Origin of the sequence: Caenimonas koreensis DSM 17982 (assembly GCF_009646335.1) — a bacterium.
Classification (GTDB): domain Bacteria; phylum Pseudomonadota; class Gammaproteobacteria; order Burkholderiales; family Burkholderiaceae_C; genus Ramlibacter; species Ramlibacter koreensis.
This window is the reverse complement of the sequence record NZ_WJBU01000018.1, coordinates 16,770-38,009: the sequence shown is the minus strand read 5'-3', so window position 1 is coordinate 38,009 and position 21,240 is coordinate 16,770. Positions and strand designations below refer to the sequence as shown.

The 21,240-nt window shown below is 63.3% G+C and carries 27 protein-coding genes; 10 read left to right on the top strand and 17 right to left on the bottom strand.

Features of this window, described 5'->3' with window-relative positions; all coding sequences use genetic code 11:
- Positions 1-31: 31 nt before the first annotated feature.
- Positions 32-811, bottom strand: coding sequence for a ferritin-like domain-containing protein (locus GHT07_RS16935; protein WP_153586282.1), 780 nt, complete (start codon positions 809-811; stop codon positions 32-34).
- Between the two features lie 182 nt (positions 812-993).
- On the opposite strand from GHT07_RS16935, the gene GHT07_RS16930 reads away from it, so the two are divergent.
- A complete protein-coding gene (locus tag GHT07_RS16930) occupies positions 994-1,920 on the top strand; it encodes a DMT family transporter (RefSeq protein ID WP_153586281.1) in 927 nt (308 codons plus the stop codon).
- A gap of 6 nt (positions 1,921-1,926) precedes the next feature.
- Here the strand turns inward: GHT07_RS16930 and GHT07_RS16925 are convergent, their stop codons facing one another.
- Positions 1,927-2,559 (bottom strand): glutathione S-transferase family protein, encoded by a 633-nt coding sequence (locus tag GHT07_RS16925; RefSeq protein WP_153586280.1) that lies wholly within the window; start codon positions 2,557-2,559, stop codon positions 1,927-1,929.
- A 33-nt stretch (positions 2,560-2,592) separates the two neighbouring features.
- Positions 2,593-3,468 carry a glutathione-dependent disulfide-bond oxidoreductase gene (yghU, locus tag GHT07_RS16920; protein WP_153586279.1) on the bottom strand — a complete coding sequence of 292 codons (876 nt, stop codon included), beginning with the start codon at positions 3,466-3,468 and terminating at the stop codon, positions 2,593-2,595.
- A gap of 145 nt (positions 3,469-3,613) precedes the next feature.
- On the opposite strand from yghU, the gene GHT07_RS16915 reads away from it, so the two are divergent.
- Positions 3,614-4,138, top strand: coding sequence for a gamma carbonic anhydrase family protein (locus GHT07_RS16915; RefSeq protein WP_153586278.1), 525 nt, complete (start codon positions 3,614-3,616; stop codon positions 4,136-4,138).
- A complete protein-coding gene (hslO, locus tag GHT07_RS16910; protein WP_153586277.1) occupies positions 4,138-5,115 on the top strand; it encodes an Hsp33 family molecular chaperone HslO in 978 nt (325 codons plus the stop codon). The genes GHT07_RS16915 and hslO overlap by 1 nt, the downstream gene beginning before the upstream one ends.
- A 33-nt stretch (positions 5,116-5,148) precedes the next feature.
- On the opposite strand, the gene GHT07_RS16905 is transcribed toward hslO, so the two are convergent.
- The 7 genes from GHT07_RS16905 to GHT07_RS16875 form a co-directional block, all read right to left on the bottom strand.
- Complete coding sequence (locus GHT07_RS16905) at positions 5,149-5,718, bottom strand: regulator of G-protein signaling domain-containing protein (protein ID WP_153586276.1); 570 nt, start codon at positions 5,716-5,718, stop codon at positions 5,149-5,151.
- A gap of 116 nt (positions 5,719-5,834) precedes the next feature.
- Positions 5,835-6,464: an AAA family ATPase gene (locus GHT07_RS16900; RefSeq protein WP_153586275.1), complete on the bottom strand. Its 630-nt coding sequence runs from the start codon at positions 6,462-6,464 to the stop codon at positions 5,835-5,837.
- Positions 6,461-7,063, bottom strand: a complete 603-nt coding sequence (gene pnuC, locus GHT07_RS16895) for a nicotinamide riboside transporter PnuC (RefSeq protein ID WP_153586274.1) — start codon at positions 7,061-7,063, stop codon at positions 6,461-6,463. The genes GHT07_RS16900 and pnuC overlap by 4 nt, the downstream gene beginning before the upstream one ends.
- Positions 7,064-7,112: 49 nt before the next feature.
- Complete coding sequence (locus GHT07_RS16890; RefSeq protein WP_153586273.1) at positions 7,113-7,388, bottom strand: FtsB family cell division protein; 276 nt, start codon at positions 7,386-7,388, stop codon at positions 7,113-7,115.
- A 6-nt stretch (positions 7,389-7,394) separates the two neighbouring features.
- A complete protein-coding gene (gene eno, locus GHT07_RS16885) occupies positions 7,395-8,678 on the bottom strand; it encodes a phosphopyruvate hydratase (protein WP_153586272.1) in 1,284 nt (427 codons plus the stop codon).
- Between the two features lie 86 nt (positions 8,679-8,764).
- Positions 8,765-9,619 carry a 3-deoxy-8-phosphooctulonate synthase gene (gene kdsA, locus GHT07_RS16880; protein ID WP_153586271.1) on the bottom strand — a complete coding sequence of 285 codons (855 nt, stop codon included), beginning with the start codon at positions 9,617-9,619 and terminating at the stop codon, positions 8,765-8,767.
- A 70-nt stretch (positions 9,620-9,689) separates the two neighbouring features.
- Positions 9,690-11,360, bottom strand: a complete 1,671-nt coding sequence (locus GHT07_RS16875) for a CTP synthase (protein WP_153586270.1) — start codon at positions 11,358-11,360, stop codon at positions 9,690-9,692.
- A gap of 80 nt (positions 11,361-11,440) precedes the next feature.
- On the opposite strand from GHT07_RS16875, the gene coaBC reads away from it, so the two are divergent.
- From coaBC to GHT07_RS16860, 3 genes are all read left to right on the top strand, one after another.
- Entirely contained in the window at positions 11,441-12,649 is a 1,209-nt protein-coding gene (gene coaBC / locus GHT07_RS16870) for a bifunctional phosphopantothenoylcysteine decarboxylase/phosphopantothenate--cysteine ligase CoaBC (protein WP_153586269.1), read from the top strand.
- On the top strand, positions 12,646-13,092 hold the full coding sequence (gene dut, locus GHT07_RS16865) for a dUTP diphosphatase (RefSeq protein WP_153586268.1): 447 nt from the start codon (positions 12,646-12,648) through the stop codon (positions 13,090-13,092). The genes coaBC and dut overlap by 4 nt, the downstream gene beginning before the upstream one ends.
- Before the next feature lie 110 nt (positions 13,093-13,202).
- Positions 13,203-13,718, top strand: coding sequence for an outer membrane lipoprotein (locus GHT07_RS16860; RefSeq protein ID WP_194792973.1), 516 nt, complete (start codon positions 13,203-13,205; stop codon positions 13,716-13,718).
- Positions 13,719-13,757: 39 nt separating this feature from the next.
- Here the strand turns inward: GHT07_RS16860 and GHT07_RS16855 are convergent, their stop codons facing one another.
- The gene (locus GHT07_RS16855; RefSeq protein ID WP_153586266.1) at positions 13,758-14,273 is read right to left on the bottom strand and encodes an FKBP-type peptidyl-prolyl cis-trans isomerase; all 516 of its coding nucleotides are present in this window, start codon (positions 14,271-14,273) and stop codon (positions 13,758-13,760) included.
- Positions 14,274-14,293: 20 nt separating this feature from the next.
- Between GHT07_RS16855 and GHT07_RS16850 the strand changes: the two genes are divergently transcribed.
- From GHT07_RS16850 to GHT07_RS16840, 3 genes are all read left to right on the top strand, one after another.
- Positions 14,294-15,424, top strand: a complete 1,131-nt coding sequence (locus tag GHT07_RS16850) for a ribosomal protein uL16 3-hydroxylase (RefSeq protein ID WP_153586265.1) — start codon at positions 14,294-14,296, stop codon at positions 15,422-15,424.
- Positions 15,425-15,434: 10 nt separating this feature from the next.
- Complete coding sequence (locus tag GHT07_RS16845) at positions 15,435-15,950, top strand: hypothetical protein (RefSeq protein WP_153586264.1); 516 nt, start codon at positions 15,435-15,437, stop codon at positions 15,948-15,950.
- Between the two features lie 172 nt (positions 15,951-16,122).
- Positions 16,123-16,401 (top strand): hypothetical protein, encoded by a 279-nt coding sequence (locus GHT07_RS16840; protein WP_153586263.1) that lies wholly within the window; start codon positions 16,123-16,125, stop codon positions 16,399-16,401.
- 86 nt (positions 16,402-16,487) lie between these two features.
- Here the strand turns inward: GHT07_RS16840 and GHT07_RS16835 are convergent, their stop codons facing one another.
- The 5 genes from GHT07_RS16835 to GHT07_RS16815 all read right to left on the bottom strand — a co-directional run bounded on the left by GHT07_RS16835 (position 16,488) and on the right by GHT07_RS16815 (position 20,795).
- Positions 16,488-17,264 carry an MBL fold metallo-hydrolase gene (locus GHT07_RS16835; protein ID WP_153586262.1) on the bottom strand — a complete coding sequence of 259 codons (777 nt, stop codon included), beginning with the start codon at positions 17,262-17,264 and terminating at the stop codon, positions 16,488-16,490.
- 59 nt (positions 17,265-17,323) lie between these two features.
- Positions 17,324-18,370 carry an outer membrane protein assembly factor BamC gene (bamC, locus tag GHT07_RS16830; protein ID WP_153586337.1) on the bottom strand — a complete coding sequence of 349 codons (1,047 nt, stop codon included), beginning with the start codon at positions 18,368-18,370 and terminating at the stop codon, positions 17,324-17,326.
- 85 nt (positions 18,371-18,455) lie between these two features.
- The gene (dapA, locus tag GHT07_RS16825) at positions 18,456-19,343 is read right to left on the bottom strand and encodes a 4-hydroxy-tetrahydrodipicolinate synthase (RefSeq protein WP_153586261.1); all 888 of its coding nucleotides are present in this window, start codon (positions 19,341-19,343) and stop codon (positions 18,456-18,458) included.
- Between the two features lie 49 nt (positions 19,344-19,392).
- Positions 19,393-19,983 carry a class I SAM-dependent methyltransferase gene (locus GHT07_RS16820; RefSeq protein ID WP_153586260.1) on the bottom strand — a complete coding sequence of 197 codons (591 nt, stop codon included), beginning with the start codon at positions 19,981-19,983 and terminating at the stop codon, positions 19,393-19,395.
- A complete protein-coding gene (locus tag GHT07_RS16815; protein ID WP_153586259.1) occupies positions 19,983-20,795 on the bottom strand; it encodes an SDR family oxidoreductase in 813 nt (270 codons plus the stop codon). Before GHT07_RS16815 ends, GHT07_RS16820 begins: the two co-directional genes overlap by 1 nt.
- A 68-nt stretch (positions 20,796-20,863) precedes the next feature.
- On the opposite strand from GHT07_RS16815, the gene GHT07_RS16810 reads away from it, so the two are divergent.
- Positions 20,864-21,112, top strand: a complete 249-nt coding sequence (locus GHT07_RS16810; RefSeq protein WP_153586258.1) for a DUF1801 domain-containing protein — start codon at positions 20,864-20,866, stop codon at positions 21,110-21,112.
- Here the strand turns inward: GHT07_RS16810 and GHT07_RS21660 are convergent.
- Positions 21,109-21,240 (bottom strand): hypothetical protein, encoded by a 132-nt coding sequence (locus GHT07_RS21660; protein WP_267237655.1) that lies wholly within the window; start codon positions 21,238-21,240, stop codon positions 21,109-21,111. The genes GHT07_RS16810 and GHT07_RS21660 overlap by 4 nt on opposite strands.

The following is a 21,240-nucleotide window of genomic DNA, read 5'->3' as shown; positions in this document are numbered from 1 at the left end:
AGGCCGAGCTTGGTTGAAGGGTGGCCAGCCCTCAGACCTGCAACGCGGCCAGTTCCGCTTCATCGAAACCTGCCGCGCGACGCGCTTCAAGGTTGAAAGGCCCGCGCAAGTGCGGTGCTTGATACCGTTCGCAAAGTTGTGCGTACGTTGAAATCGGATCGAGCCCTCGCTGCTCGCACAAGTGCCGGTACCAGCGATTGCCTACTGCCACATGGCCGATCTCATCGCGCAGGATCACATCGAGAATTTCACCTGCCTTCATGTCACCGGCGCTCACGAGTTTCTTCTTGACGGCGGGCGATGCATCGAGCCCGCGTGCCTCCAGCGTGCGCGGAACCAGAGCGATGCGCGCGAGGATGTTGTCCTTTGTCTTCTCGGCCATTTGCCACAGCGCATCGTGTGCGTCGAACGAGCCGTAGTCGAAACCCAGCGTGACGAGGTGATTGCGCAGCAGCGTGAAATGCAGCGCCTCTTCTTTGGCGACCTGCATCCAGTCCAGGTAGAACTGCGGCGGCATTCCTGCGAAGCGCCAGATCACATCAAGGGCCAGGTCGATGGCGTTGAGTTCGATGTGGGTGATCGAATGGATCAGGCCAGCACGCCCCTGAATCGTTGAAAGCGGGCGCTGTTTGATTTGCGTGTGGGGAACGAGTCGGGGCGTTGATGGCCGGCCAGGGATACCCGGTGGAACTTCGAAAACGGTGCCGGTGTCTGGCGGGAGGTCTGGCGACATTTCAAGAACCAGCCGGGCCTTCTTGATGGCGTCGGGTTCAAGTAGCGGCACTAACGCGGCAGATCGCAGTGATGTCATTTCAGAAGGGCGCAGAAAAAAACCGGATGTCAAAAAACTGGCATGCGTCGTTGTCGACGCCGCGCAACCAGTGGAGGAAATTCTCCGAGTCTGCTGTATTGGCAAAGCAGCCAATACACGGGCGGTGATCGGCCCGTCCACTGTACTGCCTGGCAACGCCCTCGCCGCGTAGAGTCAGCGGCATGAATGTAAAGGCCAGCGCACCGACGCATGCGCCCGACACCCGCGGGCTCTGGTTGGGCCTGCTTGGCGTGACCATCTTCGCGATGACGCTCCCCATGACTCGCATCGCGGTTGGCACACCCGGGGGCCCGCAGATGTCGGGAGCCTTCCTCGCGTTGGGGCGTGCGGCGGTTGCGGCCGTCTTGTCGATGGCTTTCCTGGCTGCTACCCGCGCGCCCTGGCCCCTTCGTCGCGACTGGCTGCCGCTCGCGCTGACGTCGGCCGGCGTCGTATTCGGCTTTCCGTTGCTGACGTCGATCGCCATGCGTCACGTCGAGGCCGTGCATGCCAGCGTGATCGTGGGCGTGCTGCCGCTCGCCACCGCAGCAGTTGGCGCGTGGCTTCACGGCCAGCGGCCGTCTGGCGGCTTCTGGGCGTGCGCGGCAGCGGGTAGCGCACTGGTCATCGCTTTCGCGTTGCTTCACAACGGCAGCGGTGATGTGTTGCTGGCACCTGCAGATCTGCTGCTGCTGGCCGCGATGGGGTGCGCCGCCGTCGGTTATGGCTATGGCGGCCAGCTCTCGCAGCGCATGCGCGCGGACCATGTCATCTGCTGGGCCCTTGTGGTGGCATTTCCGTTGACCTTGCCTGGCGCCTGGATGACGTGGCCGACTGGCGGCATTTCGCCGGCAGCCTGGGGCGCTTTCGCTTATGTTGCGGTGTTCTCGATGTGGTTGGGATTTTTCGCCTGGTACCGGGGGCTGGCCTTGGGCGGCACCGTGCGCGTGAGCCAGGTCCAGCTGGTGCAGCCATTTCTCTCGATGCTGTTCGCCGTTCCGCTGCTGGGCGAGCGCATCGATGCCGCGACGATCGCCTTCGGCGTCGCTGTGATTGCGACTGTGTTCGTTGGAAAGAAGATGCCGGTGCGGGCCGGCGCCGGCAACTGAAGGCCGCTACAAGGACATGGACGGCCGCCCGGCCATGGCGGCACGCCAGCGCTGCAGGTGGGGGTGCTGTTCGCCCGGCTTGATCTTCACCACACGGGCGAAGTCCACCGCGACGACAGCAGTGATATCGGCAATGCTGAAGCTGTCGGTGGCGATGAAGTCACGCTCTGCAAGCCGCTCGTTGAGCATTTCGAAAAAGTCCTGCACGCGCACGAGGCCGCGCTGCGCGAGTTCGGGAATCTGCGGATAGTTGCGCGGGCCGGGGAGCGCCCGGTTGATCATTCCCGGGGACGCATTGCGCAAGGCTTCGGCAATGGCCAAAAGCCCCTCGAATTCGACGCGCCAGTTCCAGCTCGCGATCTGCGCCTTCTCAAGAGGGGACGTGCCCAGCAATGCAGGCTCGGGCCACCGTGCCTCGACGTAGGCGGCGATCGCCGCGTTGTCGGTCAGCACCACGCCCTCTTCGGTCTGCAGCGCAGGCACCGTGCATTGCGGATTGATGCGGCGGAAGGCCTCGGCCAGTTGCGCGCCACTGCGCAGGTCGACTTGCACTGTCTCGTGCGCCACGCCCTTTTCGGCGAGCAGGATGCGCGCGCGGCGCGGGCTGGGCGCGGTCGCGCAGTCGTACAAGGTGATCATCGGCGAGTGCTCCTGTGTCCGGATCGGCAGCGCTCAAGCTCCAGGTGCCAGCTTGTCCTGCGTGCGGGCATCGAAATCGCTGGCGTCATGCCGTTCGTGCAACTGGCTGGCAGCATCGCCCCAGGTGCGGTTGACCATGCGGCCGCGCCTGGCGGCCGGCCGCTGCGCGATCTCGTCGGTCCATCGCAGCACATGGCGGTAGTCCTGCACCTGCAGAAATTCGCCAGCGCCATAGAGTTGCCCTTTGACCAGCGTGCCGTACCAGGGCCAGATCGCCATGTCGGCAATGGTGTACTCGTCGCCCGCCATGTAGTGCGCGTTGGCCAGATGCCGGTCGAGCACATCGAGCTGGCGCTTGACTTCCATGGCATAGCGATCGATCGCGTACTCGATTTTCGACGGCGCATAGGCATAGAAGTGGCCGAAGCCGCCGCCCAGGAAGGGCGCGCTGCCCATCTGCCAGAACAACCAGGACAGGCATTCGGCCCGTGCCGCGCCGCCCTGCGGCAGGAAGGCGCCGAACTTCTCGGCCAGGTGCAGCAGGATGGCGCCGGACTCGAACACGCGAACAGGCTGCGGCCCGCTGCGGTCCACCAGCGCCGGAATCTTCGAGTTGGGGTTGGCGGCCACGAAGCCGCTGCTGAACTGGGCCCCTTCGCCGATCCGGATCAGCCATGCGTCGTATTGCGCGCCTTCGTGCCCCAGCGCCAGCAGCTCTTCCAGCATCACGGTGACCTTCACGCCGTTGGGCGTGCCCAGCGAATACAGCTGCAGCGGATGGCGGCCGACCGGCAGTTCCTTGTCATGCGTGGGGCCGGCGACCGGACGGTTGATGTCTGCGAACTTGCCGCCGTTGGCTTTGGACCAGGTCCAGACGGCGGGCGGGATATAGGCTGCGGGATCGCTCATGCTTGGGCTTTCTTTGATGTGCGCCGTCTTGATCGAAGTGATGCGATTGGCGAATGGCCCTGTGTTCGCATGGCCCTGATTCTAGGAGTGCACCCGCAGGCTCCACCCGCTGCCTACAATTTCAGGTCTGCGATGAAAGAAATACATGGCTCTCTATGAACTCGACGGCATCTCGCCGCAACTTGGCGAAGGTGCATGGGTGGCCGACAGCGCCGAGGTGATCGGTAACGTGGTGCTGGGTGAAAACGCCAGCGTGTGGTTCGGCACCGTCATTCGCGGTGATACCGAGGTCATCAAGATCGGCCGCGGCACGAACATCCAGGACCAGTCGATGCTGCATGCCGACATTGGCGTGCCGCTCACGCTGGGCGACAACGTCACGGTGGGCCACCAGGTGATGCTGCACGGCTGCACCATCGGCGATGGATCGTTGATTGGCATCCAGGCTGTGGTGCTGAACAACGCAAAGATCGGCAAGAACTGCATCGTCGGGGCGGGCAGCGTCGTGACCGAAGGCAAGGAGTTCCCCGACAACTCGCTGATCGTCGGCAGCCCGGCAAGGGCCGTGCGCGCGCTTAGCGAAGAGCAGGTCCGGCTGTTGTCCCACCTGGCCGAACACTACGTGGAAAACGCGCAGCGTTACCGCAAGGGCTTGCGGAAGATCGCCTGATGTCTGAACTCCACAAATTCCTTTTTGATGGCCTGCCGGTGCGCGGGTGCATCGTGAAACTGACCGACGCATGGACCGAGATTCTTGCGCGGCGCCTGGCGAACACCCAGACCGGCGCATGGCCGCCACCTGTGGCCGAGTTGCTGGGCGAGATGGCCGCGGCCGGTGTGCTCATGCAGTCGAACATCAAGTTCAACGGCGCGCTCGTGTTGCAGATCTTCGGCGATGGTCCGGTGAAGGTGGCGGTTGCCGAAGTGCAGCATGACTTGTCGCTGCGTGTGACCGCGAAAGTCGTCGGCGATGTGGGCGTCAACGCCCGCTTGCCGGATCTCGTGAATGTGGCGAACAAGGGCCGCTGCGCGATCACGCTGGACCCGAAGGACAAGTTTCCCGGCCAGCAGCCGTACCAGGGCGTGGTGCCGCTGCATGGTGACCACAACGAAAAGCTCGACAAGCTCTCTGACGTGCTGGAGCACTACATGCTGCAGTCAGAGCAGCTGGACACCACGCTCATCCTCGCAGCCGATTCGAAGGTGGCAGCGGGCCTGTTGATACAGCGGCTGCCGATGGCGGGCGAGGGCAATCTGGCGGGCAGCCTCGTCAGCCGCGAGAACGAGGACGAGATCGGCCGCAACGAAGACTACAACCGCATCTCTATCCTGGCGCGCAGCCTGACGCGGCAGGAGTTGCTGGAGCTGGACGTCGATACGATCTTGCAGCGCCTGTTCTGGGAGGAGCGTGTGCTGCGCTTCGAACCGAAGGCGCCCGTGTTTGCATGCACGTGCAGTCGTGCCCGTGTGTCCAGCATGATCCGCGGGCTGGGCATCGAGGAGGCAGAAAGCATCCTGGCCGAGCGCGGCGAGATCGACGTGGGTTGCGACTTCTGCGGCCAGCAATACCGGTTCGATGCAGTCGATGCCGCGCAGATATTCACCTCGGCGGGCGATCAGCCGCCGTCGACATCCAAGGTGCAATAGCGAAGGCGCTTTGGCAACGCCGGGCCAACAGGCTCAGCGCCGCTGGTTCAACAGGAATGGCGTGAGCGGGTCGTCCGCGACCTGCCTGTTGATTTCATTCGCAGCTGCCTCCAGCGCGAGAAGGCGGACTGTGGTGGGAATACGCTCTTCCTTCGACCACCTGGCCCACTCGGCCAGCAGGTTGCGGCGGATGTCTTCCGACAGCTTGATGGGCCTGTCCGCGTAGTCACGTACAAACCTGTCGATGATGTAGCGCAACTGGGCAAAGCGTTGGAGGGAATTGGCCGCACCCTGAAAGTTCCAGCAGCACAACAGGAACTCCAGCGGCTGGGCGCCGGCGCGGCGGCTCAGGCGGTCGCGCAGCGATTCGTTAGCGATGGGGTTAAGCAGTGCGTTCAGGGGTTCTGTACCGCCTGAAGTGAGGCCGCTCCAGCCGCGCGTCCTGGAATTCCTCTGCCCAAAGCCGCTTGTGATCGTGATGGTCACCACGGACAGGACAGCTGCCACACGACGCACAGCGCCCGAGAGCCGGCCAACCGGGCGGTTGGTCGCTTTCGTACGCGGCTCAAGGGGCGCGCGTGGAGGCGAGGCATGTTGCGGCATCAGGTTCCTTCGAACTCGGGCAACTCAAGTTGCTCAAAGTAAGCCGAAGGTTAAGTGCCAGTAAAGCGGGCGGCGTCATACCTCCGTATTGAGGTTTGCCACCCCTATACGAAACGTCAGCGTGAGGAAAGCTTCGCTCGAAAGAGCCTGTGCTCGCACTCCGGATCGCTGCACTTGTCGCAGAGCCAGGTCCACCGTCTTTGCCGGGCGCCTGCAGGCAATGTTGCAGACATTGAATCGATGGCTGACAGCGCATTCGCTGTGCGTTGCGCACCGTTGCCGTAGATCACCCGGTACACAACGCCAGCTTTAGCAAGCGCCGCGCGCAACAGCGCATCCACCGGTTCGCGCACATGCGGGCCGTCGCGCTGCAGGCCGTCGGCCACCCATGGCAGGTCCAGGCCCGTGACCAGCGTGATGTCGTATGTGCGTTGGCGCGCGAGCGCGAATTGGTAGAGGCTGCCATCACCAAACAGCATGGCGCTGTAGATGGCGACCATGATGGCGGTGGTGTCGGTGATCACGACCTGCGCCTGCGTGGCGGAAATGTCAACGAGCCGTTCTTGCTCCTGCGCAATTGGCATCTGCTCTTCGGGGCGCGGTGTGCGGCCCGCTTGCTCGCACCACGAGCGCAGCACTTCGGGCACGACGACAACCGACTTGCCCTGCGCGCGCAGGTGGGCTGCCAGCTCTTGCGTGAGTTGCGTCTTGCCGGTGCTCTCCGCGCCGAGCAGGGCGATTTTCATGCGCGCTTGCTCCACTCACGCCAGCCCACCACGCTGAGCGCGATGAACACCCCATAGAGCCCGACGGTGAGCCAGAGACCCTTGTAGGCAAAGAGCCCGACGCTCACGACGTTGACGACGATCCACACGAGCCAGTTCTCGATGTACTTGCGGCCCAGCAAGTACTGCCCGACGAGGCTCACCGCTGTCGGGAAGCCATCCCACCACGGCACGTCGGTGTCGGTGAACTTCATGAGGAAGAAGGCCGTAAGAGGCCAGAGCACAACGCACGTCACAATCGCCAGCGCCACGCTGCGCCGGGGCAGGCGCGTGACCTTCAGCGCCGAGCCGTCAGGCTGCACGCCGCGCAGCCACTGGTACCAGCCCCACAGCGCCACGAGTGCGAAGAACACTTGCAGGCCCGCATCGCCATAGAGCTTGCTGCGCCAGAACAGCAGGAAGTACAGCGCCGAACTTGCTGCTGCCAGCGGCCAGCCCCAATGGATTTCTCGGATGTTGCAGCCGACCATGGCCAGCGCAAGCACCACTGCAATGACCTCAAGCCACGTGGTGGGCGCGCCCCAGAGTGTGAAGGCTTGTGCGAAGAGGAGGTCCAGCATGAATCAGCTACGCATCAGCGGCTGGGCGTGCAGCCTACCGCTCACCGCGTTACTTCGAGACATTCACCAGTATCTCGTTGGGCCTGACCATCCCCAGCTCGAAGCGGGCCTTTTCTTCTACCGTCTCCAGGCCCTCTTTCAGGTCGCTGACTTCCGAGGCCAGCTGCTCGTTGACGTGCTGCGCCTGCGCATTGGCGGCCTTCTGCGCGTCGAGCTTGCTTTGCATCTTCGCGACATTGCCCACGCTGCCCCGGCCAAACCACAGCTGCGCATGGACGACCATGAGCAGGGCGATGAGGATGGCGGGGACGACGCGGTTGCGCAAGTGACTTCAGCGGAGGTTATAGAAGGCGGCGCGGCCAAGGTAGGCCGCGACGTCGCCCAGATCTTCTTCGATGCGCAGCAGCTGGTTGTACTTGGCTGTGCGGTCGGAGCGGGAGAGTGAGCCCGTCTTGATCTGGCCGGCGTTCGTGCCAACGGCGATATCGGCGATGGTCGAGTCTTCGGTCTCGCCCGAGCGGTGGCTGATCACGGACGTGTAGCCCGCACGCTTGGCCATTTCAATCGCAGCGAACGTTTCGGTCAGCGTGCCGATCTGGTTGATCTTGATGAGGATCGAGTTCGCGATCTTCTTGTCGATGCCTTCCTTGAGGATTTTCGTGTTGGTCACAAAGAGGTCATCGCCCACCAGTTGCACGCGCGAGCCCAGGCGCTCGGTCAGTGTCTTCCAGCCATCCCAGTCGCTCTCGCCCATGCCGTCTTCGATGCTGATGATGGGGTACTTGTCGACCCAGCGCGCGAGGATTTCGGTCCATTCGGCGCTGCCGATCTTCAGGCCTTCAGCCTCGACGTGATACAGGCCGTCTTTGTAGAACTCGCTGGCGGCGCAATCGAGGCCGAGCGCGACCTGCTCGCCGGGGCGATAGCCCGCCTTTTCAATGGCTTGCAGGATGAGGCCGATGGCGGCTTCATGGTTGTCGACGTTCGGCGCAAACCCGCCTTCGTCGCCCACGGCAACGCTCATGCCCTTGTCGTGGATGATGGACTTGAGCGCATGGAACACTTCGGCGCCGTAACGCACGGCTTCACGAAAGCTCGGTGCGCCGACGGGGATGATCATCAGCTCTTGCAGGTCAAGATTGTTGTTCGCGTGCGCGCCACCGTTGACCACGTTCATCATCGGCACTGGCAGCGACATGCCGCCCATGCCGCCGAAGTAGCGATACAGCGGCAGGCCCGACTCTTCAGCCGCAGCGCGCGCAACAGCCATCGACACGGCGAGCGTTGCGTTGGCACCCAGGCGCGCCTTGTTGTCGGTGCCGTCGAGGTCGATCAGCGTTTTGTCGAGGAAGGCCTGCTCGGAAGCATCGAGGCCCAGCACAGATTCGGAGATTTCGGTGTTGATGTGCTCGACGGCCTTGAGCACGCCCTTGCCGCCGTAGCGGCCCTTGTCGCCGTCGCGCAGCTCGATCGCTTCACGCGAGCCGGTGGACGCGCCCGAGGGCACGGCAGCGCGGCCCATGGTGCCGGATTCCAGCAGCACGTCGCATTCAACAGTGGGGTTGCCGCGCGAGTCCAGGATCTCGCGGCCGACGATGTCAACGATTGCGCTCATTCTTTTCCTTTGGGTTAAGCGTTCAGCGTTTGGCGTTGAGCGGGCAAAGGGTTTTACACCCACGCCCAACCCTCAACGCCCAACGCTCAACTGAAGTTCTCTTCCAGGTAGCCGTTTTTCTTGGTGACCGCGTCCAGCGCGAGCAGTGTTTCAAGCAGCGCCTTCATGTGCTTGAGCGGCACGGCGTTCGGGCCATCGGACATGGCCTTGGCCGGGTCAGGATGCGTTTCCATGAAGAGCCCGGCGATGCCCACGGCAACCGCTGCGCGCGCCAGCACAGGGACCATCTCGCGCTGGCCGCCCGAGGTCGTGCCCTGGCCGCCAGGCAACTGCACGGAATGCGTGGCGTCGAACACGACGGGCGCGCCGGTCTCGCGCATGATCGCGAGCGAGCGCATGTCTGACACAAGGTTGTTGTAGCCGAAGCTGGCACCGCGTTCGCAGGCCATGAAGCTGTCTTCCGGCAGGCCCTTTTCTTTCGCGGCAGCGCGTGCCTTGTCGATCACGTTCTTCATGTCGCCAGGCGCGAGGAACTGGCCCTTCTTGATGTTCACCGGCAGGCCCGACTGCGCTACAGCGCGGATAAAGTCGGTCTGGCGGCACAGGAAGGCCGGCGTCTGCAATACATCGACAACCTTGGCGACTTCGGCGATTTCAGTTTCCGAATGCACGTCCGTGATGATGGGCAGGCCCAGGTCTTTCTTGACCTTGGCAAGAATTTCCAGGCCGCGCTGCATGCCGGGGCCGCGAAAGCTGGTGCCGGACGAGCGGTTCGCCTTGTCGTAGCTGCTTTTGAAAATGAACGGGATGCCCAGCGAGGAGGTGATCTCCTTGAGCGTGCCCGCCGTGTCCATCTGCAATTGCTCGGACTCGACGACGCAAGGGCCGGCGATCAAAAAAAAGGGCCTGTGAAGCCCTATTTCAAAGTTGCAGAGCTTCATAGGTATGTGGCTCCCACGTTGACGCTGCCCCCCGAGGGGGCCTTCGCGGCCTGGATCGGTCCGGCGCCGTTCACGCGACGGCTTTCAGTGATTTGTTGCCGGCAGCCTGGTGGTCCACCGCGGCCTTGATGAAGGCGTTGAAAAGCGGATGGCCGTCCCACGGTGTCGACTTGAATTCGGGGTGGAACTGCACGCCCATGAACCACGGGTGCACGTCTTGCGGCAGCTCGACGATTTCGGTGAGTTGCTCGCGCTGCGTCAGTGCGGAAATCACCAGGCCTGCCTGGCGCAGCTTGTTCAGGTAATTCACGTTGGCTTCATAGCGGTGACGATGGCGTTCCGTCACCACGTCGCCGTAGATCTTGTGGGCCAGCGTGCCCTTGACGACGTCGGAGCTTTGCGCGCCCAGGCGCATGGTGCCGCCGAGGTCTGAATTGGCGTCGCGTGTCTTGATGGTGCCGTCGGCGTCTTTCCACTCGGCGATGAGGGCGATGACCGGGTGGGGCGTGTCGGGTTCGAATTCGGTGCTGTTGGCGTCTTTCAGGCCCGCCATGTCGCGCGCGTATTCAATCGTGGCGACTTGCATGCCCAGGCAGATGCCGAGGTAAGGCACCTTGTTTTCGCGCGCGAATCGCGCCGCGGAAATCTTGCCTTCGATACCGCGCTTGCCGAAGCCGCCGGGCACCAGGATGGCGTCGTACTTGGTCAGCTGGCGAACGCTCTCGGCCGTGATCGTTTCCGAATCGACATAGTCGATCTTCACGTGCACGTGGTTTTGCATGCCGGCGTGGCGCAGTGCCTCATTGAGCGACTTGTAGCTGTCGGACAGATCGACGTACTTGCCGACCATCGCGATGTTGACTTCACCGCGCGGATGTTCCGTCTCATAGACAAGGTCGTCCCAGCGCTTGAGGTTGGCAGGCGGCGTGTTCAGGCGCAGCTTGTCGCAGATCAGGCCATCAAGGCCTTGCTCGTGCAGCATGCGCGGCACCTTGTAAATCGTGTCCACATCCCACATCGAGATCACGCCCCATTCGGGCACGTTCGTGAAGAGGGAAATCTTCGCGCGTTCGTCGTCGGGAATCTTGCGGTCGGCGCGGCAGATCAAGGCGTCTGCCGAAATGCCGATGGCGCGCAGCTCTTTGGCGGTGTGCTGCGTCGGTTTTGTCTTGAGCTCGCCCGCTGCCGCAATCCACGGCACATACGTAAGGTGGACGAACGCCGTGGCATTGGTGCCCATGCGCAGGCTCATTTGCCGTGCGGCTTCGAGGAAGGGCAGGGACTCGATGTCGCCCACGGTGCCGCCGATTTCGACAATGGCGACATCGGCCGCGCCAGCTTCACCAAAACGCGCGCCGCGCTTGATGAATTCCTGGATTTCGTTGGTGATGTGCGGGATGACCTGCACCGTCTTGCCGAGGTAGTCGCCGCGGCGTTCCTTCTCGAGCACGGACTGGTAGATCTTGCCGGTCGTGAAGTTGTTGTTCTTGGCCATGCGCGTCGTGACGAAGCGCTCGTAATGGCCCAGATCAAGGTCGGTTTCAGCGCCGTCATCGGTGACGAACACCTCACCATGCTGGAAAGGCGACATCGTGCCGGGATCGACGTTGATGTACGGATCGAGCTTGATGAGAGTGACTTTGAGGCCGCGCGATTCAAGGATCGCGGCGAGGGAGGCTGAGGCGATTCCCTTGCCCAGGGAAGACACCACACCGCCTGTGACGAAGACGAATTTGGTCATGTCATGGCCGGACGTTTGAGTTTCCGGCTGGTGGTAAAGAGCAATTATACGGGCCGACAATCGTCATTACACTGCGTGGCATGAACGATCTTGCAGGCAGACACTTCGTGCTCGGGCTCTCAGGCGGTATCGCCTGTTACAAGGCCGCCGAGCTGTGCCGTGCGCTCATCAAGGAAGGCGCCACCGTGCAAGTCGTGATGACCGAGGCGGCGGAGCAATTCATCACCCGCGTGACGATGCAGGCGCTGTCGGGCCGGCCCGTCTATTCTTCGCAGTGGGATGGGCGCGAGCCCAACACGATGCCGCACATCAATCTCTCGCGAGAAGCCGATGCGATCGTCGTCGCGCCGTGCAGTGCAGACTTCATGGCCAAGCTGTTGCACGGCAGGGCGGATGAATTGCTCTCGCTCATGTGCCTGGCCCGCCCGATCGACAAAGTGCCCCTGCTGCTCGCACCAGCGATGAATCGCGAGATGTGGGCCCACCCGGCGACGCAGCGCAACATGATGCAGTTGACGGCTGATGGCGCGCACATCCTCGGCGTAGGCTCGGGCTTCCAGGCGTGCGGCGAGACGGGCGATGGCCGCATGCTGGAGCCACCCGAACTGCTCGAAGACATCGTCGCGTTTTTCCAGCCGAAGTCGCTTGCGGGAAAGAACATTCTTGTGACCGCAGGCCCGACCTTCGAGGCGATCGACCCCGTGCGTGGCATCACGAATCTCTCCAGCGGCAAGATGGGTTTTGCCATTGCGCGCGCCGCGCGTGAAGCGGGCGGCAACGTCACCTTGGTCGCTGGCCCGGTGAGCTTGCCGACACCGCGCGGCGTGACACGCATCAATGTGCAGTCGGCCCAGCAGATGCTTGAAGCAACAGTGCCGCAAGCGCAGCTGGCAGACATCTTCATCGCCACGGCTGCTGTTGCAGACTGGCGTCCCGCACAAGCATCAGACCAAAAGATCAAGAAGGACGGCTCGGGCAACACGCCGCAAATGTCGTTCACCGAGAACCCGGACATTCTTGCCACTGTGGCCGGCAGCGAGCGCGCCACGTCGGGCGCATTGTTCTGCGTGGGGTTCGCGGCGGAAAGCCATGACCTGCTCGCCCACGCGCAGGCCAAGCGCATTCGCAAAGGCGTGCCGCTTCTTGTCGGCAACATCGGACCCGCTACATTCGGCGCCGATGACAACGCGCTGCTGCTTGTCGATGCCGCCACCACCGTCGAAGTCCCGCGCGCGTCCAAGCTTGAGCTTGCGCGCCACCTCATTGCCGAAATTGCCAGGAGATTATGAAAGTCGATGTCCGTATTCTTGATCCGCGCATGGCGGACCAGCTCCCTTCGTATGCAACACCCGGCAGTGCGGGGCTCGACCTGCGTGCCTGTATCGATGAGCCGCTGACGCTGGCGCCCAACGCATGGAAGCTTGTGCCAACGGGCATCGCGATCTGGCTGAAGGACCCGGGCTACGCAGCGATGATCCTTCCGCGCTCCGGGCTGGGTCACAAGCACGGCATTGTGCTGGGCAATCTCGTCGGGCTTATTGACAGCGACTACCAGGGCCAGCTCATGGTCAGCGCCTGGAACCGCAGCAGCACCGAGTTCACGCTGCAGCCGATGGAGCGGCTTGCACAGCTGGTGATCGTTCCGGTGATGCAGGCGCAGTTCAATGTGGTGGATGAGTTTCCGGCGTCGCAGCGCGGCGAAGGCGGCTACGGCTCGACCGGCAAACATTGACACACATGCCGGTGCGCCCTGCGCCTACAGCAAGGCGCGGCATTGGCGCTACGTTCGCGCCGGCGCCGATGACTGTAATGGCTCCTTCACAGTCCTCGAAGGAGTACACCATGCAATCCACCAAGAGCATCCTGACCCTGGCATCCATCGCTGCACTCACCGCCGGCCTGACCGGCTGCGCCAGCGGGCCGTATTACGGCGCCAACACCTACCCGGCGGGTCCGACAACGACCGTCACGACAGTCGCCAGCGTCCAGCCGGCGGGTGTGGTCGAGTACGGACGCATCACCGACGTTTCGCTCGTGAGCGGCACATCCGGAACGAGCCGTGCCAATAGCACTACCGGAACGATTGTCGGCGCTGTCGTCGGCGGCGCGCTCGGTAACCTGGTAGGCGGCGGCACCGGCCGAGTGGTTGCCACAGTCCTCGGCGCCGCCGGCGGCGCTGTCGTGGGCAACCGCCTGGCCAACAACGATGGCCAGTTGCGCGCAATGAATGGCCCGATTTATCGCCTGACAGTCACCACCGACCAGGGCAACTATCGTCAGTACGACGTCACCGCAGCGTCAGACCTGCGAGTCGGCGATCGCGTGCGGATCGAAAACGGCACGATTTACCAGGGTTGATCGAGCCCGGGCCTGCATGCGCTGGCCCGTGTGATCCGCCTAGTGAACGGTTGAATCCCCGGCACCGGACGGGGGCTTGAAAAAGCTGCTCCCCGCACTGCCGAGGCCGACTTCCTCTTCGGTTGCCTCACGCACGCCCTCGACCTTGATGCGAATGCGCAGTGCGATGCCGGACAACGGATGGTTGCCGTCGAGCACAACGTGCTCGGGGTAAATCTCGGTCACCGTATAGAACAGGTTGGCCGGTGCCGATGCCGTGCCACCGGCAGGCATACCCTCGAAGGTCATCCCCACGTCAAGCTCCGCAGGAAATATCCCGCGAGGCTCCAGAAAGAGCAGTTGATCGTTGAAGTCGCCGAAGGCGTCTTCTGGTTCAAGGTGCAGGTCCAGCACGTCACCGGCTGTGTGACCCTGCAGCGCATCCTCAATGCGGGCGAGAAGATCGTCGCCGCCGACCATGAATTCGATGGGTTCGTCCAGCTCGTCGAGGACTTCGCCCAAGGTGTCCTTGAGCGTCCAGGTCAGCGCCACGACGCATTGTTTGGTGATTTCCATAGGAGAATTGTCGCAAATCCATGGACACATCCGAACCTCTTGCATTGCTGGGCGGCCTCGCGCCGGCCCAGTTCATGAAACGTCATTGGCAGAAAAAGCCGTTGCTGGTGCGCGGCGCGATTGCGGGATTCACGCCGCCCATCGCACGCAATGAACTCTTTGCGCTCGCCGCCCGCGATGACGTCGAGTCGCGCCTGATCGCGCAGGTCAAGGGCAAGTGGTCGGTGCGCCATGGGCCCTTTGCCCGGCGCGGATTGCCGCCTTTGTCGCGTCGTGAGTGGACCCTGCTCGTGCAGGGTGTCGACCAGCTCGACGAGCGCGGCTATGGCCTGCTTCGCCAGTTCAGCTTTGTGCCGCACGCCAGGCTCGACGACTTGATGGTCAGCTATGCCAGTGATGGCGGCGGCGTGGGGCCGCACTTCGACAGCTACGACGTTTTCTTGCTGCAAGCACAGGGCCGGCGCCGCTGGCGCATCGGACGGCAGAGCGACTTGCAACTGCGCGACGATGTGCCGCTGAAGGTGCTCGCGAACTTCGAGCCCGAAGAAGAATATGTCCTGGAACCCGGAGACATGCTGTACCTGCCACCGCGCTATGCGCACGACGGCGTGGCGCAAGGCGAGTGCCAGACGTACTCGATAGGATTTCGCTCACCCGCGCGTGGCGAACTCGCGCGTGAGTTGCTCCAGCGAATCTCCGAAGACGCCGCAGATGCTGCGGGCGAGGCGATCTATGCCGACCCACGGCAAGAGGCGACGCACGCGCCCGGCCACATTCCGGCACACCTGTTGAACTTTGCCGCCGACGCCATGCGCCGCGCGCTTGCCGACCCACTGCTGGTCGAGCGAGTCCTCGGCGAATACCTCACGGAGCCGAAGGCGAGCGTATGGTTCGACCCCGGCGAGGAAGATGCGGCGGGCCGCATGATGCAGGGCATCGAACTCGACCGCCGAACCCGCATGATGTACGACTCCCGGCACGTCTTCATCAATGGCGACAGCTATCGCGCCTCGGGCCGCGACGCGAAGCTGATGCATGCACTGGCCGACAAGCGAAGCCTGAGCGCGAAGGAGCTTGCGAGCGCGAGTGCGGACGCCCACGGCCTCTTGCGCAGCTGGTGCGATGCCGGCTGGGCGCACTCCATCACTTGAGGGTCTGCATATGACTGTGAACGCGTCGCAAGACAACCACCCGCCCGCGCTTCCATCGGCGCGCTTTGAAGGCCGCGAGGCATTCCGCCAGCTGGTTCGCGATGCATTGGCCTGCGCGGCGCGCGAGGGCTGGCGCGAGATCATTCTGGCTGATGCCGACTTTGCCGACTGGCCGCTGGGCGAGCGCGACGTCACGCAGTCGCTGCTGGACTGGTCGAAGACCGGCAGGCATTGCACGCTGCTCGCGCGCAAATACGATGTCGTCATTCGCAACCACGCGCGCTTCGTGACATGGCGCAAGACCTGGTCGCACATCATCGATGCGCGCGCCTGCCCCTCGGCCGATGCGCTGGAGTTGCCGAGCGCGATCTGGAGTTCGGGCTGGGTGATGCAGCGACTGGATATTGAGCGCTGCAACGGTGTGAGCGGCAGCGAGCCCGACAGGCGCTTGTTGCTGCGCGAAAACCTGAACGCATGGCTTGGCAAAAGCTCACCTTCATTTCCAGCGGTGACACTGGGCTTGTAACGCCGTAGTACTCATCTCTCAGGCGACGCTCTACAGGTACTGAGGCGTGAGAAACGTCATATAATCTTAGGCTGAGCAGTAAGAGCTCGAGTGCTTGCGGCTCTGTCTTGCGTGGCGAATGTCTCGCCGAGACAATTTCCGGAAATTGTTACCCCCATAAAAGGACTTTGAAATGAAGAAATCGCTCGTTCTGGCGACCCTGATTGCAGCTGCAGCGCTGGCCGCTTGCAGCAAGACCGAAGCCCCGGCTCCCGCACCCGCACCGGCTCCCGCCGCTGCACCGGCTCCGGCTCCCGCACCGGCTGCTGCCGACGCTGCTGCTGCTGCCGCTTCGACGGCTGCAATGGCTGCTTCTGGCTCCGCAATGGCCGCCTCTGGCTCCGCAATGGCTGCTTCCGGCTCGGCAATGGCCGCTTCGGGCGCCGCTATGGCCGCTTCGGCCACGAAGTAACTACCGGTTCACCGGTACCAGGCGATCACATCCCTGGTAACAAAAAGCCGCCCTCGGGCGGCTTTTTTGTTTTCCGGCGCATTTGCCTAAATCGTCAGCCAGCCATAACCATTGGGCCCGTCGGCCACGTGGATACTGGCCTCATCGCAGTCCATCGCTGTGGCGAGCGCACGCCGCGCCAGCTCGGGCTTGTTGTTCTGCTCGCTCAGGTGCGCCGCAACGACCTGCTTCAGGCCCGTGGGCAGCAGTGCTTGTGCGATAGCGGCTGACGCGTCATTCGCCAGATGACCATACGCGCCTGCAACCCGCTGCTTCAGAAAGTAGGGATAGCTGCCTGACGCGAGCATCTCGGTGTCATGGTTGCATTCAAGCAGCACGGTGCTGCATCCGGCCAGGTGGGCCAGTACGTGCGATGTGCAGTGCCCCAGATCAGTCAACACGCCCATGCGCGCGGCGCCGTCGCCGCAGGTCAGTTGCAGCGGCTCGCGCGCATCATGGGGCACCGTGAAAGGCATGACCGAAAGGGCGCCCACTTCAATGGCCACTGAATCGCTGGCGATGCGCAACATGCCGCCAAAGTCAGGCTCGCCCAAGGCAACGTAGGTGCCATGACTCATGTAGACCGGAATTCGCTCGCGAAGGGCGACTTGCCGCGCACAGCCGATGTGGTCGGCATGCTCGTGCGTGATGAAGATGGCGTCCAGCTGCTCGGCCAGCATGCCCGCAATGCCCAGACGCATGTCAAGCTGGCGGATGCCCAGGCCGCAATCGACCAGCAGGTGCGAAACGGTCGTTCCGCTGCGGGCTTGCACAACGGTTGCATTTCCGGAACTGCCGCTGCCCAGGTTCTTGAATCTGATCAACTTTGTACCGTGTGCGCAAAGAAGAAGGGCCTGCCATCGTGGCAGGCCCTTCTTCGGCTTTACTTCAGGTCGTCTGCGAGCACCTGAACGATGCGTTGTGCGTTGGCCGATGTTTCGACTGCGCCATTCGCGTTCAACACCGAGACAGTGGTGGTATCGCCCGCGCTCTTGAGCGAGATACGGAACTTCAGCGGCGGATCGCTTTCGTCCTTCTTGAACAGCTTGGCCAGGAAGCCTTCGTCCTTCTTCGCCGCATTCGGCTCGACGTAGCGAACGAAATACACGCCCTGTGCGCGATCGCGGTCTTCAACCGTGAAGCCGGTGCGGTCCAGCGCGAGGCCAACACGGCGCCATGCGCGATCGAAGCCTTCATCGATTTGCACGACAGGCGCGTTGTTGAGCGTGGCGATGCGCGATGTTGTCTTCGCAGCGCCGCCCGAGGCGACCACGGCACGGCTCTGTTCGGCCGGCACGCCCAGGCGGATCATCAGGCGACGCAGGAATTCAGTTTCGAGTTCCGGATCGGAGGGGCGCGCCTGCCACACCGTCTGGTCCTTCTGTGTGGTGCTGTACACCTCGATCATGCCGCGATGGCTGATGTAGATCTCGGTGCCGCCATTGGCCGAGCGCTCCAGGCGGGTGCGGAAGCGATCGCGTTCAGCCGTGGAATAGACCGAGTCGATCAACTTGCCCAGCGCATTGCGGATGAAGTCCTGCGGAATCTTCGCGCGGTTTTCAGCCCAGTCGGTCTCCATGATGCCCAGGCTCGACTGGTCGAGTGTGAGCAGGAAGCCGCTTTCGAGCCAGAAGTCACGCACAGGCCCCCAGAGTTGGTCCGCCGGGCGGTTGACCACGAGCCAGCGCTTGCTGCCATCGCGCTCGATACGCACGTCACCGAGCGTGGTGGTCGCTGTGGGCGCGTTCGGGGCTGCCTGACCCACTTGATAGGCGCTGGCCGTGACCGAGCCGCCGGGCACCGTGTAACGCGTTTCGCGCGTGAGCTGGTTCAGGTCGGGCGGGACTTCGAGCGAGACGCCTTTGCCGGCGCTCTTGTAGTCGACCTTCTCGCCTTCCAGGACGGAACAGGCTGACAGCGCGGTACACATGACGAGCGCGAGCCCAACGAATTTTGCGGATTGCTTCACTTCATCCCCTCTGGATTCTTGCAGGACAGTCGGACAGAAAAAATTTTCAGGACACAAGGCCCGCTGCACGCAGCGCGCCTTCCACCACGGCTTCATTCGAAACAGCAAGCGGCGTCATTGGCAGGCGCAGCGTACCGCCACACAGGCCCATGCGCGCCATTGCCCACTTCACGGGAATCGGGTTGGCCTCAACGAACAGGTGCTTGTGCACCGGCATCAGCTTGCGCTGGATCTCCATGGCCGACCGGGCGTCGCCCTTCACGGCAGCCACGCACAACTCGTGCATCAGGCGGGGCGCCACATTGGCCGTCACGCTCACGTTGCCATGGCCGCCGCACAGCATCAGCGCCACAGCGGTCGGGTCATCGCCGGAATATACCGAGAACCCCTTGGGCACCTCGCGGATGAGCCACTGGGCACGTTCGATGTTGCCGGTTGCTTCCTTGATGCCGACGATGCCGGGCACCTGGGCCAGGCGCAAGACGGTGTCGTGCAACATATCGGCAACGGTGCGGCCGGGCACGTTGTAGAGGATAACGGGGAAGTCGCCCACAGCTTCGGCAATTGCCTTGAAGTGCTGGTACTGGCCTTCCTGGGTTGGCTTGTTGTAGTAGGGCACGACTTGCAGCTGGCAATCGGCGCCGACCTTGCGGGCGAACTTTGCGAGCTCGATGGCCTCAGCAGTGGAATTCGCGCCGCAGCCGGCCATGATCGGCACGCGCCTGGCAGCCTGTTCGACAGCGACGCGGATGATCTCGCAATGCTCGTCGACGTTGACCGTCGGCGACTCGCCCGTGGTGCCGACAACGCCGATGCAGTCCGTGCCTTCGGCGATGTGCCAGTCGATCAGCTTGCGCAGCGTGGGGTAGTCCACGCTGCCGTCTTCATGCATCGGCGTGATGAGCGCGACGATGCTGCCTGTTATCGGTGTCATGTGAGCGAGTCTGGTCCGGAAGGTGTTTCCGGGGAATCAGCGATTGTATCTAGAGCGTGTAACGCCGCCGGCCCGCCTGCGCACCGCTGTGCCCGCCGTGATTTCCACCGCTGTGCTGCGGGTCAACGTGCGACAGCTCGACGCGAACTGCCGCGAGCCGCTGCACAAAGCGGTCGGGTGATGGGAGAAAGCCGTCCTCATAGGCAACGACCTGCAGGGTTGCCGCCGCACGCAGCAGTTCCCCCGGCTGAAGCAAAAAGTCAGGCCGCGATGGTTTGCCGACCGTCTCGTTGCCCGCAGCAAAAGTTTCGTAGATCAGCACACCGCCAGGCGCCACGCTCGCCGCCAGCGTCGGCAGCAGCGGCCGCCACAGGTAGTTCGTGACGACCACAGCGCCAAACGTCCGGCCCGCAAAGGGCCAGGGGCCATTCTCGATATCGGCCTGCACGGCTTCGCCGATCCCGGCCACGGCAGCAATGGCTTCCTGCGACCGGTCCACACCCGTTACACGGTGCCCCCGTGACGCAAACCATTTCATGTGCCGGCCATGGCCGCACGCCACATCCAGCACATCGCATGCGGCTGGCAGCAGGTGCGACCAGCGCTGGACCCACTGTGAAGCGTCTTGCGTGCCGTGCATCAGTGCGGCCGTACGTCGTCTTTCAGCGCGGCCAGCGCCATGTTTTCCACGACGCCGGGCGCCATGAGCTTGAGGAAGCGCCCCAGCTTGCCGCGCGCCGTCATCACGACTTCACGCTCGCGGCCGTTCATCCCGTCGATGATGAGGCGCGCGCATTCTTCCACGCTCATGGCATCGTCTTCTTTCAGGCCGCTCGAGCCCGCGGGCACGCCCCGGGCGTTGTAGCCGCGGTAGCGGATTTCAGTTGCGACCACGCCGGGAAAGGCGGTGGTCACGCTCACACCGGCAGGCTTGAGCTCAGCGCGAAGCGCTTCGAAGAACCCGGTCATTGCGAACTTCGTGGCGCTGTAGGCGGTGCGGCCCGGCACGCCAATCAAGCCCGCCAGCGACGAGACCGCGACGATGGCGCCCTTGCTTTGCGTGAGGTGGGGCAGGGCGGCATGGGTGCACCACACGCTGCCCCAGAGGTTGATGCGCATCAGGTCTTCGTACCAATGCAGGTCCTCGGCCGTCACGTCGCCGAACAGCGCTTGCGCGGAGACACCTGCGTTGTTGATCAGTGCGTCGATGCGACCGAACTGCGAGACCGTTTGCCCCACCATCGCGCGGCATTGGGATTCCTGGGCGACGTCCGTCGGCACGACCAGCGTCTTCGTGCCGGACGCACTGCATTGCTGCGCGACGGCCTCCAGCTTGTCGCGATTGCGCGCAGCCAGCACCAGTGCCAATGAATTGCGCTGAGCAGCTGCAAGCTGGCGGGCAACTTCTGCGCCGATGCCGTCCGACGCGCCGGTGATGATGATGACTTTCATGCGGCCGAATGTACGCCCTGTCGCGAGGCTTGCGCATCCCCTGCGGGACATGATGCAATCCGCCGACCATGCCTGTAACCGATCCACGCATCGACGCCTACATCGCGAAGTCCGCAGAATTCGCACGCCCTGTGCTCGATCACCTTCGAGCCGTGGTCCATACGGCCTGCCCTGATGTTGAAGAGACGATCAAGTGGAGCATGCCGTTCTTCCTGCACGGCGCGAAAAGCGCCTGGCCCAGGCCATCGAGTGGATGGAAAAGGGCAAGTCGCGGAACTGGAAATACCAGAACTGCTAGCGGCACTTGGGCTTGCTAGTTAAAGCAGGCCCAAAGCTGGTCGGCGAGCGCCACCAGAATCGTCGGGCGGGTGTACATCGCAAAGACAGCCAGCAGCAGTGCAACGGCGGCGCCGTAAGCCAGCAGTTTCTTGCTGCGCAGCGTCAT